Source organism: Bradyrhizobium genosp. A, from assembly GCF_049949275.1.
In the GTDB taxonomy this organism is placed as follows: domain Bacteria; phylum Pseudomonadota; class Alphaproteobacteria; order Rhizobiales; family Xanthobacteraceae; genus Bradyrhizobium.
In genome coordinates this window covers 773,447-785,723 of record NZ_CP188196.1, presented here as the reverse complement: position 1 = coordinate 785,723, position 12,277 = coordinate 773,447, and the positions used below count along the sequence as shown (strand labels likewise).

Genomic DNA, 12,277 nt, shown 5'->3' with positions numbered 1-12,277 from the left:
TCACCCGAACCTCACCCCGATCCGCTTCTCCTTGCGCCAGACCACAGTGCAGGGCAGATGCGTTCCGTCGGCCTTAATCGCCAGGGTGAACCGTTCGGGGATGCCGACCGGACTGGTGACATCGAGTGCCGCGCCGGTGTCGGAGAAATTGCGGATAGTGCAGTCGATCGCGCCGCCGCCGAACTCGATGGTTCCGGCTTTCAGCACCCGATGCCTGCTTTTGTCACGCCGTTCATCCATGGGGCCAATTTACACCCGAAGCTGACACAAACGTTGAAGCGCTACCCTATTCCTCATAAATTCGCGCCGCCGCAGGAACTAGCGGTATCATCCGGTGGCCGGGCGCTCACAGCGCCGGCTGAAACGAATCCGCCCGCGCCATCCGCCAGGCGTCGCGGAACCGAGGGTCTTCCGTGCCTTCGAGCAGCTCGCCCGGGCGCAGCACCGGATAAAGCTGCGCGAACGACTGCACGTTGGTCGTCGAGGTCCGCTGGCTGAAATGGACCGGACGCAGCTCCTGCGGATGGGTCAGGCCGGCTGCCGCGATCAGCTCGGTCAGCGAGTGCAGCGTGGCGTGGTGATAATTGTGCACGCGATCGATCTTGAGCGGCACGTAGAGCGCGCGCGCCCGCGTCGGATCCTGCGTCGCAACCCCGGTCGGACAACGGTCGGTGTGGCAGCTCAGCGACTGGATGCAGCCGAGCGAGAACATGAAGCCGCGCGCCGAATTGCACCAGTCGGCGCCGATCGCCATGGCGCGCGCCATGTCGAAGGCGGTGGCGATCTTGCCGGACGCGCCGATCTTGATGCGGTCGCGCGCATTGATGCCGACCAGAGCGTTATGGACGAAATTGACGCCCTCGCGCATCGGCATGCCCAGATGATCCATGAATTCCAGCGGCGCAGCACCGGTGCCGCCCTCGTTGCCATCGACGACGATGAAATCAGGATAGATGCCGGTCTCCAGCATCGCCTTGCAGATCGCCAGAAACTCCCAGGGGTGGCCGATGCAGAGCTTGAAGCCGGCCGGCTTGCCGCCGGAAAGTTTCCGCATCTCGGCGATGAACTGCATCATGCCGGTGGGCGTGGAGAAGGCGCGGTGCGAGGCCGGCGAGATGCAGTCCTCGCCCATCGAGACGCCGCGGATCTTGGAAATCTCCTCTGAGACCTTCGCTGCCGGCAACACGCCGCCATGGCCGGGCTTGGCGCCCTGGCTGATCTTGAGCTCGACCATCTTGATCTGGTCCTGGCTCGCAACGCGCGCGAAAGCCTCGGGATCGAAGGTGCCGTCGAGATGACGGCAGCCGAAATAGCCGGAGCCGATCTCCCAGATGATGTCGCCGCCCATCTCGCGGTGATAGGGGCTGAAGCCGCCCTCGCCCGTGTCGTGCGCGAATCCACCCTTCTTCGCGCCCGCATTGAGCGCGCGCACCGCGTTCGGGCTAAGCGCGCCAAAGCTCATCGCCGAGATGTTGAACACCGAGGCCGAATAGGGTTTTGCGCAGTCCGGCCCGCCGATCGTGACGCGAAACTTCTCCTCGGCATGCGCCTGCGGCGACACCGAGTGATGCATCCACTCATAGCCCTGGCGATAGACATCCTCCTGGGTGCCGAACGGGCGCTTGTCGAGCTGCATCTTGGCGCGTTGATAAACCACCGCGCGGATGTCGCGCGAGAACGGCATGCCGTCCTTCTCGCTCTCGAAGAAATACTGCCGCATCTCCGGCCTGATCTCTTCGAGCAGGAACCGGATATGCGCCGAGATCGGGTAGTTGCGCAGAACCGCATGGCCCTTCTGCATGAGATCGCGGACGCCGAGAACCGTCAGCGCGCCGAAGATCGCGATCGGGATCAGCAGGATGCCGAAGATCTTGCGGTCGGCGATGCCGATGCCGATCAGCAGTGCGGTGACGACCGCGCAGATCGTCAGGATGATGAAGCGCGGCGAGAATGGAAGCAGCAGGGTTTCCATGATCCCTTCCTCCGCCAGCGGCAGGCGCCTGGGGGATGGGGAGTTGGGCGCTTCCTGCATCTTGTTGTTGTCGGCCACGATTCCCATCCTCTCGCCAGCATGAGGCGGTACGATACGCCTTCGCCTGCCATACGGATATGACGCGGCCTTTGTTTCAAGGCTAGCGAATTCGGCCGGGACAAATCAATCAGCCCGATGGCGGTTATTGCAGTGCAACAGAGATGGCCTCAGGGGACCAGGGTGAGCGGCGGCGGTCTCAGCCGTGACCCGGATCAGCGTAGAGGCGGCCAATCGCCGCGGGAAGCGGCGCTTACCGCTCGACGAACGCCTTCTCGATCACGAAATGGCCGGGCTTGTTGCCGGAGCCTTCGATGAAATCGCGGCCTTCGAACATCACCTTCAGCTCTTCGAGCATCGCCGGGCTGCCGCACATCATGATGCGGTCTGTTGCGATGTCGAGCGGGCCCTGGCCGATGTCGTTGAAGATCTGCCCGGAGTTGATGAGATCCGTGATGCGGCCGCGGTTGCGGAACGGCTCGCGGGTCACGGTCGGATAGTAGATCAGCTTGTCCGCGAGCAGCTCACCGAACAGCTCGTCCTCGCGCAAATTCGCGACGAGCTTCTCGCCATAGGCGAGCTCGGAGACCTGGCGGCAGCCGTGCACCAGCACGATGCTCTCGAACTGGTCATAGACCTCGGGGTCCTTGATCAGGCTGGCGAAGGGCGCGAGGCCGGTGCCGGTCGAGAGCAGCATCAGCCGCTTGCCGGGGATGAGGTTGTCGGTGATCAGCGTGCCGGTCGCCTTGCGGCCGACCAGGATGGTGTCGCCTTCCTTGATCTTCTGCAGGCGCGAGGTCAGCGGACCGTCCTGCACCTTGATCGAGAAGAACTCGAGCTCTTCCTCGTGATTGGCGCTGGCCATGCTGTAGGCGCGCAGCAGCGGACGGCCGTCGACTTCGAGGCCGATCATCGCGAACTGGCCGTTCTGGAAGCGGAAGCCGGTATCGCGCGTCGCGCGGAAGCTGAACAGCGTGTCGGTCCAGTGCTGGACGGAAAGAACCTTCTCTCGGTAAAACGCGCTCATGATTTTCGATATTCCGAATAATTGCGGTTTTAGGGCAAAAGCGTTGCCCGGCCCTGAAAACGGGGCGGACACCATTGCCATGGCGGAGGATTTCGCGTGTGTGATCTACGCCATTGAGACCAATAATCAACCTCGTTCCGGATGCAATTGATGCCGGTCAAAGCGGCATTTACGGCGGAAACGGCCACATCATTAACGGATCTGCTGCCGGGGCTGCGCAGAGAGCAATTTCTTTTCCCTTTCGGGCGCAAAAGCAGCACTTAATTTCCGTTCTGCTCGCGAGAATTTCATTAAGAATAGCTCTGACCTTCACCCCGCTTTGGCGCTGTTTCCCGCATTTTTGCGGCTTTGGGCGACGGGAACGATCAGGACATGGCAAGCGGCGAGCGGATCTTCGTCCAGGCGATCAGGGGCTATGGTGCGCGCCATGGCATCGATGTCGATGTCCGCGCCAGTGGCTGGCTGATCGCGATGCGCCGTGGCGAGATGCGCCGCTTCGCCTTCGGCTACGACATCGGCCTCAACGGCGCGATCGCGCACCGCCTCGCCAACGACAAATCGGCGACCGCCGAGGTGCTGTCGCTTGCAGGCTTGCCCTGTATTCCGCATCACCTCTTCCTCAATCCGAAGCTGGGCGAGAAGGTTGTTGGCGTCACCTGGCGAGAGGCCATGCTTGGGCTGCTTCACGACAATCCGCAAGGCGTGGTGGTGAAGCCCAACGAGGGGACGTCAGGACGATCGGTCTTCAGGGTGACGACAGAGACGGAGCTCGACCGCGCGGCCGGCGAAGTCTTCTCGATGAGCACAGGGCTCGTGATCTCGCCTTATGTCGAGATCGAGGACGAGGTCCGCGTGATCCTGCTCGATGAGGTGCCCTTCGTCGTCTACAGCAAGCAGCGCGGCTCGGATTGGCGTCACAATCTCGATGCCGGCGCAAAGCCCGTGCTGCTGGAGCACGGCGAGGTCCGCACGGCCTGCGTGAAGCTCGCGACCAACGCCGCGAGCGCCATCGGAATCGTCTTTGCATCAATTGACGTGGTGTGCGTGGGTGGCGCGTGGAAAGTGCTGGAAATCAATTCCGGCGTGATGATGGAGGCGCTGGCGAAGCTGCATCCGGAGCTGGTGCAGGCGACGTATGACGCGGCGCTGGATCGGGTGTTTGGGGAGGACTAGGGCCGCGAGCACGGTGAACCCTCGCCCCTTGTGGGAGAGGGTGGCTCACCGCGTAGCGGTGAGCCGGGTGAGGGGTCTCTCTCCGCGCGTGAGCTTCTCGCGCCTGAATTCGCCGAAGCAACCCCTCATCCGGCGCTTCGCGCCACCTTCTCCCTCAAGGGGAGAAGGAAGTAAGACCTAATTATTCGCGCTGGCGGAATCGTCCATCGCCTTGAAGGCTTCTTCGAGTTGCAGCGAGATCGGCACGTTCATCCGTTCGCCAGTCGGCATCCGCGCGGTGAACCATTTGTTGTAGAGCGGAACGAGGTCGTGGTTGGAGCCGAGCTTGCGGAAGGTCCGGTCGACCACGGCTGACAATTGCGGCTCGCCCTTGCGGAACATGATGCCGTAGGGGTCGTAGGACAGATAGTCACCGGTGACGCGGAACTTGTCCTGGGACTTGTGACGAACAATCAGGCCCGAGAGCAAGATGTCGTCGGTCGCGAACGCGTCAGCCTTGCCGTCGACCAGCATCTGGTAGGACTGCTCGTGGTCGGCGCCTACGACGATGTTCAAGCCCAGCGAAAACTTCTTGTCGGCCGCCTGGATCGCCTGCTCGTTGGTGGTGCCCTTCGTCACCACGATGGTCTTGCCCTTCAGATCGGTCAGCGACTGGACGCTTGATGCCTTCGGCACCATCAGCTTGGTGCCGGCGACGAACATCAGCGGCGAGAAAGCGACGCGCTTGCCGCGCTCGGAATTGGCCGTGGTCGAGCCGCATTCCAGATCGATCTTGTTCTGAAGCACGGCGTCGATGCGGTCGTCCGAGGTGACCTTGACGTAGTCGATCTTCAGATTGGGATCGTCGACCTCGACGCCGATCTCCTCGACGATGGCCTCGCAGAGTTCGAGGCTGTAGCCGATCGGACGGCCCGACTGATCGAGGAAGGAGAACGGCGGCGAGCTTTCGCGATAGCCGAGCCGCACGGTGTGCGCGTTCTTGATGGCTGATAGCGTCGGGCTAAGCCCTTCGCTGCCGCCGGTCTGCCCCGAGGCGCCCGTTGCCAGCAGGCACGCTGCCAGCAACAGGCCACCCGAAATCGCCGTCAAAGGGCGCATGTCGCACTCCCGTCAGTGGCCGGCCATCGCAGGCACTTCGCCCGGCACCATGTCGCCGGGCACCACATCGCCCGGTCCCATCGCATGCTCGGGCCCGAGCTCGCCTTCCCACTTCGCCACGACCGAGGTCGCCAGCGTGTTGCCGATCACGTTGGTGGCGCTGCGGCCCATGTCGAGGAAGGTGTCGATGCCCATGATCATGAGCAGGCCGGCCTCGGGGATGCCGAACTGCGACAAGGTCGACGCGATCACGACGAGGGAGGCGCGCGGCACGCCGGCGACGCCCTTCGAGGTGATCATCAGCGTTGCCAGCATCGCGAGCTGCGTCGCGAGCGGCATCTCGATGTGGTAGGTCTGCGCGATGAAGATACTGGCGAAGGTGCAGTACATCATCGTGCCGTCGAGATTGAAGGAGTAGCCGAGCGGCAGCACGAAGCTCGAGATTCGCGACGAGGCGCCGAAGCGGTTGAGGCCCTCGAGCGTCTTCGGGTAGGCGGCCTCCGAGCTCGCGGTGGAGAACGCGATCATCAGCGGTTCGCGGATCAGCCTGAGGAGATGGCTGTAGCGCGGCCCGATCACGATGAAGCCGACGATGACCAGGATGCCCCAGAGAAGGAAGAGCGAGAGATAGAAGCCGCCCATGAACACGATGAGCTTCCAGAGCACCAGCAACCCGTTCTTCGCGACCGTTGCGGTGATGGCGGCCCACACCGCGAACGGTGCGAACAGCATCACATAGCTCGTCACCTTCAGCATGATGTGGCCAAGATCGTCGATCAGCGACAGGATCTGCTTGGAGCGCTCGGGCAGCGCGCCCATCGCCACCGAGAAGAACACCGCGAAGATCACGATCTGGAGGATCTCGTTCTGCGCCATCGCGTCCGCGATCGAGGTCGGGATCAGATGGGTCAGGAATTTCTCGATCGAGAAGGCGGAGACCGGCAGGCCGGTCGATTGCGCCTTGTCAGGCAGCGTGCCGGGGAAGTTGGCACCGGGCTGGAGCAGATTGACCATCACGAGGCCGAGCAGCAGCGAGATGAAGGAGGCGCTGACGAACCAGCCCATGGTCTTGGCGAAGATGCGGCCGAGCTTCGAGCCCGAACCCATATGGGCGATGCCGCCGACCAGGGTCGCGAACACCAGCGGCGCAATGATCATCTTGATCAGGCGCAGGAAGATCACGGCAATCAGGTTGATGGACGAGGCCCAGTCGGCCCGTGTATCGGGCATAAAGTTGAAGATCGCCGAGCCCATGATGATGCCGAGCACCATCGCCAACAAGATGTATTGCGTAAACCTGTTCGACATTGACTACCCCCGCTACACCGGCCGCTTCATGATGTCGCAGATATGACAGCGACGCAACACGCTTTGCGTGCAGTTGGATGGTTGGATGGTCGGATGTTCCCGTTGCGAAACTGGACGCAGCGATCTAGCCTTCATGCAGCGCACAACGAATGCGGCTTGCACGTTTTCTTTGCGGCGGCTGCATCAATAATCGTCAAATAATCAGTGAGGGGAACGCCATGAGTGGACAGATCAATCGCCAGATTCTTCTGGTGGAAAAGCCCAGCTGCAAGCTCGGCCCCGAGCATTTCAAAATGGTGGAAGGCACGATGCCTGAGCCGAAGGACGGCGAGGCCTTGTTGCGCGTTCGTTACATCTCGCTCGATGCCGCCAACCGTGCCTGGATGCACGGCGCGACGTATCGCTCGGCGGTCGAGGCGAATAGCGTGATGGCGGGAGGTGGCATCGCCGAGGTCGTCAGTTCGAAGGCACCGGAGCTTACGGCCGGCGACATCGTTTTCGGCGACACCGGCTGGCAGGAGTTTGCCGCAGTGCCCGCAAAGCATCTGACGAAAATGCCGAAGCTGGAGCCGATGACGCATCTGCTCAGCGTGTTCGGCATCGCCGGCCTCACCGCCTATTTCGGCCTGCTTGAGGTCGGCAAGCCCAGGGAAGGCGAGACCGTCGTGGTCTCGGCGGCTGCGGGCTCGGTCGGCTCGATCGTCGGACAGATCGCCAAGATCAAAGGATGCCGCGTGATCGGTATCGCCGGCGGCGCGGACAAGTGCCAGTGGCTGACCTCCGAGCTCGGCTTCGATGCGGCGGTTGACTACAAGGACGGCGCAACGTTCAAGGCGTTGCGCGCGGCCGCACCGAAGGGCATCGACGTCTATTTCGACAATGTCGGCGGCGACATTCTCGAAGCGTGCATTCCGCAGATGAACAATTACGGCCGCATCGCCTGCTGCGGTGCGATCTCGCAATATGACGGCGCACCGTCGGCGCACAGCCCGCGCGGCGTGCCCGGTCTGATCGTGGTGAAGCGGCTGGTGATGCAGGGCTTCATCGTGATGGACTACATGAAGGAGAGCCAGCGTGCGCTCGCCGATCTCCAGGCCTGGGTCAAGTCCGGCAAGCTGAAGGTGCAGGAAGACATCATCGACGGATTGCAGAACACACCGGAGGCGCTGATCGGATTGCTCGCCGGCGAGAACCGCGGCAAGCGGATGGTCAAGCTCTGATGACGTATTGTTTGAGCATGATCTTTTCGGAAAACCGCTGCACACTTTTCCGGATCATGCTCTAAGTTACGTCGCAATTCCGCGCGTATTATCTACTTGCGGTAGTGGCCAAAGTGGCCAAGGATAGCGCGCGGCATCAGCCACGACGATTGTTTGCATCATTTTTTAATAGTCCGTCGGCGTTACCGACAGGGCGGGATTCATCCAGATGTTCAACACGTTGAAGCATGTATCAACGCGTCAGGCGTTGCTCGCCGCAGCGCTCTTCGCAACTGCAACAAGCGCATTCGCGCAAGCGCCGACCGAGGCACAGAAGAGCGCCATCCGCTCCGCATGCCGCTCGGATTTCATAGCGCACTGCTCGAGCGTGACGCCCGGCGGCGTCGAAGCGTATCAATGTTTGCAGAGCCACATGTCGAGCCTGTCGTCGGGATGCCAGACCGCGGTTCGCGCAGTTGAGCCGGCTGCAGCGCCGAAGACCGAAGCAGCGCCCGCTGCCGAGCCTGCGGCGAAGCCGGCCGCAGAAGCCGCTCCGAAAGCGGCGGTGCCGAAGCAGCCGAGCAGCGCACAAGTTGCTGCGGTCAAGAGCGCGTGCCGCGCCGATTATCCCAAGGTTTGCGCCAGCGTGAAGCCGGGCGGCGCTCCCGCGCTCGAATGCCTGGAGAAGAACAAGGCCAAGGTTTCGGCGGCTTGCGCGAAGGCCGTGACCGCTGCGGCCGGTGGCGGCGGCACAGCAGCCGCGCCGGCAGCTGCTGCCGCACCCGCTGCCGGAGCCGCGCCGGCGGCCGCGCCCCCGGTGATCGTACTGCGCCCGCTGCGGCCGCGTGAAGAGCTGTTCATCGTCCGCTCCGCCTGCGGCGCCGACATCCGCACGCTCTGCGCCGGCGTCCAGCCCGGCGGCGGCCGCATCGTGCAATGCATCGCCAGTAACGCGGCGTCGCTGTCGCCGGGCTGCAAGGATGTGCTGGCACCATTTGCTGCGCGATAAGCGGCAAGCGGCTCACGCTGCCATTCGATATTGGGCGGCGCATGGATGAATTTTCGCGCGCCTCTTGCGACTAATCTTTGCCTATATCCGATTTCAATCACGACAAGACCGGGAGGACAACATGCGTTCAATCCTGCTCATCGCGTCCGCGCTCCTCGCTTTCGCCGCGACCATGACCTTCGAGCCCTCCGATGCCAATGCGGTGGTATGTGCCCGCGGCGTCTATCGCGCCGGTTGCGCCGGACCGAACGGCGCCGTCGTGGTCCGCAAGCCAGTGGTCCGCTGTACCAGGGTGCTGGTGAATGGTGTCTACGTGAAGCGCTGCGTCTGACGCGCGGGTAGTCAATCCGGCGCAGTTTGGCTATGATTCGCAACTGACGGTTTCGGGTACGCGCGAGGCGTGTGCCCGCGACTTTGCTGCGGCGCACCTCGCTTGCCGATAATTCCGCTGGCGTGGGAAGCTGGAGCCCATTAGTCTACCCTGAGATAGTAAGTATACTGTCAATTAGGGAGGCAGAATTTGCGGATCGCCGTGATTGGCGGGGGGCCCGGTGGGCTCTACTTCGCCTATCTCTGGAAGAAGCGTCACCCCGAGGATCAAGTCGACCTGTTCGAACAGAACCGGGCTGACGCGACCTGGGGCTTTGGCGTTGTGTTCTCCGACCAGGCCCTGGAGTTCCTGCGCGCCGACGACCCCGAGACAGTCGATGCGATCGCGCCGCATATGGAGAGCTGGGAGAACATCACGCTGACCCATGGCGGCGACAGCGTCGCCATCGACGGCGTCGGCTTCTCCTCGATCGGCCGGCTCGAGCTCCTGCAGTTCCTGCAGCAGCGTGCGCTCGATGCTGGCGTCACCCCGCGCTTCGACACCCAGATCCACGCGATCGACCAGCTCAACGGCCACGATTTGATCGTTGCCGCCGACGGCTTGAACTCGCTGGTGCGCCGCGCCTATGAGGGCGATTTCGGCACCTCGCTGTCCTATTCCTCCAACAAATTCGTCTGGTACGGCACCTCAAAGCGCTTCGACACGCTGTCGCAGACGTTCGTGAAGACCGACCGCGGCGCGTTCAATGCGCACCACTACCGCTATTCGCCGAACATGAGCACCTTCCTGGTCGAATGCGATCATGCGACCTGGCAGGCCTATGGCTTCGCCTACAAGGACGTCGAGCAGTCCAAGGGCGTCTGCGAGGAGGTTTTTGCCGATACGCTTGGCGGCCACTGCCTGGTCTCCAACAAATCGGTCTGGCGCAACTTTCCCTGGGTCTGGAACGAGCATTGGTCGTTCAAGAACATGGTGCTGATCGGCGACGCGCTGCATTCGGCGCATTTCTCAATCGGCTCGGGCACGCGGCTTGCGATCGAGGATGCGATCGCGCTGGTCAAGGCGCTGGAGTCGGATGTGCATCTGTCGACCGCACTGCATCGCTACCAGGCCGCGCGCAAGCCGGTGGTGCAAAAGCTCGTCAATGCTGCGCGCACCAGTGCTCTCTGGTACGAGCACTTTGCCCAGCACATGCAGCTTGGCCTGATGGACTTCGCCTACAGCTACATCACCCGCTCCGGCCGCATCGACGATTCACGGCTACGCGCGATGTCGCCGACCTTCATGGCGCGCTACGAGGCCGAGAAGAACGGCGGAGACGGGGCATGAGCAACGAGATACGCGACCAGGTACCTGCGGATAGCGCGGGCGCCCGCGAGATCGGCTTTGCTGTTCCGCAGGTCTACAACGCCAGCCGCGTGCTGTTCGACAATCTCGCCAAGGGCCGCGGCGACAGGCTCGCGCTGATTGGCCCGGCGGGCATGCGGACCTATGCCGAGCTCTGTGCCGAGGCTTGCCGCTGGGGCAACGGGTTTGCATCGCTCGGCCTGAAGCGCGGCGACCGCGTGCTGCTGTTCCTCGACGACACCCCGGCCTATCCGGCCGCCTTCTTCGGCGCGGTTCGCGCAGGCTTCGTGCCACTCTTGATCAATACACTGACGCCGCCGGACCTGCTGCAATTCTATCTCGCCGATTCCGGCGCGGCCGTTGCGGTGGCGGATGCCGAGTTCTGCGCGCGTTTCAACACCGAGGCCTGCAAGGACACGGAGCTGCGCACGCTGATCGTCGTCAATGGCGCGGTGGGCGATCACGCGGCGCCGAAGGCGTTGGCCGCAGCGGACTGGCTTGCACAATCTCCAGCCGAGCTGGCCGAAGCTCCGACGCATCGCAACGAGATGGCGTTCTGGATGTACTCCTCCGGCTCGACCGGCCGCCCGAAAGGCATCGTGCATCTCCAGCACGACATGGCCTACAGCGAGGCGGCTTTTGCGCAGAATGTGCTGAAGCTGACCCCGGACGACATCTGCTTCTCCGTGCCGAAGATTTTCTTCGCCTACGGCTTTGGCAACTCCGTCACCTTTCCGTTCTCAGCCGGTGCCGCGACGTTGCTGCTGCCGGGACAGCCGAAGCCGGCATCGATCTTTGCCGCGATCGAGCAGTACAAGCCAACGGTATTCTTCGGCCTGCCCACGCTCTACACGTCGCTGACCAAGGCCGAGGGCGCGGACAAGACGAATTTCTCGTCGCTGCGCATGGCGCTCTCGGCAGCCGAAGTGCTCTCCGCCGACGTCTTCAACGGCTGGAAGACGCTTACGGGCCTCGAGATCGTCGAAGGTCTGGGCTCGACCGAGGTGCTGCACATCTACCTCTCCAACCGCCCCGAGCGGAAGAAGCTCGGCGCGGCGGGCTTGCGCGTGCCCGGCTACGAGGTCGCGCTGCGCGACAAGGACGGGCGCGACGTCGGCGACAACGAGGAAGGCATCTTGTGGGTGCGCGGCGATTCCAACACGCCGCTGTACTGGAACCGGCCGGACAAATCCGCCGAGACCATCCGCGAGGCGGGGTGGATCTACACCGGCGATCGCTTCGTGCGCGATAGCGACGGCTTCCACTTCTTCCGCGGCCGCGCCGACGATCTCATCAAGATCTCCGGCCAGTGGGTCTACCCGCTGGAGGTCGAGCTGTGCCTCGCCGACCACCCAGATATCCGCGAGTGCGCCGTGTTCGCCGCCGAGTTGCCGGATCGGCGCATGACGCTGAAGGCGGTGGTTGTCATGAACAACCGTGCCACCGATCAGAGCGAGGCGACGCGGAGGCTGCAGGATTACGTCAAGGGCAAGCTGCTTCCTTACAAATATCCGCGCGAGGTGATCTTCATCGACGAACTGCCGAAGACCGGCACGGGGAAGATCGATCGGCAAGCGTTGTTGCGGATGTGAGGTGAGGGCAGAGACCCACACGCAGCAATCGTAGGGTGGGCAAAGCGAAGCGTGCCCACCGCTTCTAGTCCATTTGAGGAGCGATGGTGGGCACGGCGCAAGGGCGCCTTTGCCCACCCTACGAGATTCGCGCAAGCCTCGCGACCCGTATGGTCGTGACACCG

Annotated in this window: 11 protein-coding genes; 6 read left to right on the top strand and 5 right to left on the bottom strand. The window is 63.0% G+C overall.

The genetic code is table 11. The features are described 5' to 3' along the window. The 3 genes from ACP2YP_RS03575 to ACP2YP_RS03565 form a co-directional block, all read right to left on the bottom strand. Complete coding sequence (locus tag ACP2YP_RS03575) at positions 1-240, bottom strand: PilZ domain-containing protein (protein ID WP_426422294.1); 240 nt, start codon at positions 238-240, stop codon at positions 1-3. A gap of 106 nt (positions 241-346) precedes the next feature. Beyond that, complete coding sequence (locus tag ACP2YP_RS03570; protein ID WP_426422292.1) at positions 347-2,059, bottom strand: FMN-binding glutamate synthase family protein; 1,713 nt, start codon at positions 2,057-2,059, stop codon at positions 347-349. Positions 2,060-2,282: 223 nt separating this feature from the next. Further along, positions 2,283-3,056, bottom strand: coding sequence for a ferredoxin--NADP reductase (locus ACP2YP_RS03565; RefSeq protein ID WP_426422291.1), 774 nt, complete (start codon positions 3,054-3,056; stop codon positions 2,283-2,285). 372 nt (positions 3,057-3,428) lie between these two features. On the opposite strand from ACP2YP_RS03565, the gene ACP2YP_RS03560 reads away from it, so the two are divergent. After that, positions 3,429-4,229, top strand: a complete 801-nt coding sequence (locus ACP2YP_RS03560) for an ATP-grasp domain-containing protein (RefSeq protein WP_426422289.1) — start codon at positions 3,429-3,431, stop codon at positions 4,227-4,229. Positions 4,230-4,406: 177 nt separating this feature from the next. On the opposite strand, the gene ACP2YP_RS03555 is transcribed toward ACP2YP_RS03560, so the two are convergent. Continuing rightward, positions 4,407-5,327: an amino acid ABC transporter substrate-binding protein gene (locus ACP2YP_RS03555; protein WP_426422288.1), complete on the bottom strand. Its 921-nt coding sequence runs from the start codon at positions 5,325-5,327 to the stop codon at positions 4,407-4,409. A 12-nt stretch (positions 5,328-5,339) separates the two neighbouring features. Next, positions 5,340-6,635 carry a dicarboxylate/amino acid:cation symporter gene (locus ACP2YP_RS03550; RefSeq protein ID WP_426422286.1) on the bottom strand — a complete coding sequence of 432 codons (1,296 nt, stop codon included), beginning with the start codon at positions 6,633-6,635 and terminating at the stop codon, positions 5,340-5,342. Between the two features lie 218 nt (positions 6,636-6,853). Here ACP2YP_RS03550 and ACP2YP_RS03545 point away from each other — a divergent pair, with 218 nt between their 5' ends. The 5 genes from ACP2YP_RS03545 to ACP2YP_RS03525 all read left to right on the top strand — a co-directional run bounded on the left by ACP2YP_RS03545 (position 6,854) and on the right by ACP2YP_RS03525 (position 12,113). Beyond that, positions 6,854-7,855: an NADP-dependent oxidoreductase gene (locus tag ACP2YP_RS03545; protein WP_426422285.1), complete on the top strand. Its 1,002-nt coding sequence runs from the start codon at positions 6,854-6,856 to the stop codon at positions 7,853-7,855. Between the two features lie 208 nt (positions 7,856-8,063). Further along, entirely contained in the window at positions 8,064-8,843 is a 780-nt protein-coding gene (locus tag ACP2YP_RS03540; protein ID WP_426422284.1) for a cysteine rich repeat-containing protein, read from the top strand. A 121-nt stretch (positions 8,844-8,964) separates the two neighbouring features. Next, the gene (locus ACP2YP_RS03535; protein ID WP_426422283.1) at positions 8,965-9,174 is read left to right on the top strand and encodes a hypothetical protein; all 210 of its coding nucleotides are present in this window, start codon (positions 8,965-8,967) and stop codon (positions 9,172-9,174) included. A gap of 189 nt (positions 9,175-9,363) precedes the next feature. Next, on the top strand, positions 9,364-10,503 hold the full coding sequence (locus ACP2YP_RS03530) for an FAD-dependent monooxygenase (protein WP_426422281.1): 1,140 nt from the start codon (positions 9,364-9,366) through the stop codon (positions 10,501-10,503). Further along, entirely contained in the window at positions 10,500-12,113 is a 1,614-nt protein-coding gene (locus tag ACP2YP_RS03525; RefSeq protein WP_426422279.1) for a benzoate-CoA ligase family protein, read from the top strand. The genes ACP2YP_RS03530 and ACP2YP_RS03525 overlap by 4 nt, the downstream gene beginning before the upstream one ends. Positions 12,114-12,277: the final 164 nt, after the last annotated feature.

Bases quoted from the DNA above. Each gene is read 5' to 3' on its own strand.
- ACP2YP_RS03525 (WP_426422279.1), top strand. From the start codon at position 10,500: ATGAGCAACGAGATACGCGACCAGGTACCTGCGGATAGCGCGGGCGCC.
- ACP2YP_RS03545 (WP_426422285.1), top strand. From the start codon at position 6,854: ATGAGTGGACAGATCAATCGCCAGATTCTTCTGGTGGAAAAGCCCAGC.
- ACP2YP_RS03555 (WP_426422288.1), bottom strand. From the start codon at position 5,327: ATGCGCCCTTTGACGGCGATTTCGGGTGGCCTGTTGCTGGCAGCGTGC.
- ACP2YP_RS03535 (WP_426422283.1), top strand. From the start codon at position 8,965: ATGCGTTCAATCCTGCTCATCGCGTCCGCGCTCCTCGCTTTCGCCGCG.
- ACP2YP_RS03565 (WP_426422291.1), bottom strand. From the start codon at position 3,056: ATGAGCGCGTTTTACCGAGAGAAGGTTCTTTCCGTCCAGCACTGGACC.
- ACP2YP_RS03570 (WP_426422292.1), bottom strand. From the start codon at position 2,059: ATGGGAATCGTGGCCGACAACAACAAGATGCAGGAAGCGCCCAACTCC.
- ACP2YP_RS03560 (WP_426422289.1), top strand. From the start codon at position 3,429: ATGGCAAGCGGCGAGCGGATCTTCGTCCAGGCGATCAGGGGCTATGGT.
- ACP2YP_RS03575 (WP_426422294.1), bottom strand. From the start codon at position 240: ATGGATGAACGGCGTGACAAAAGCAGGCATCGGGTGCTGAAAGCCGGA.
- ACP2YP_RS03550 (WP_426422286.1), bottom strand. From the start codon at position 6,635: ATGTCGAACAGGTTTACGCAATACATCTTGTTGGCGATGGTGCTCGGC.
- ACP2YP_RS03540 (WP_426422284.1), top strand. From the start codon at position 8,064: ATGTTCAACACGTTGAAGCATGTATCAACGCGTCAGGCGTTGCTCGCC.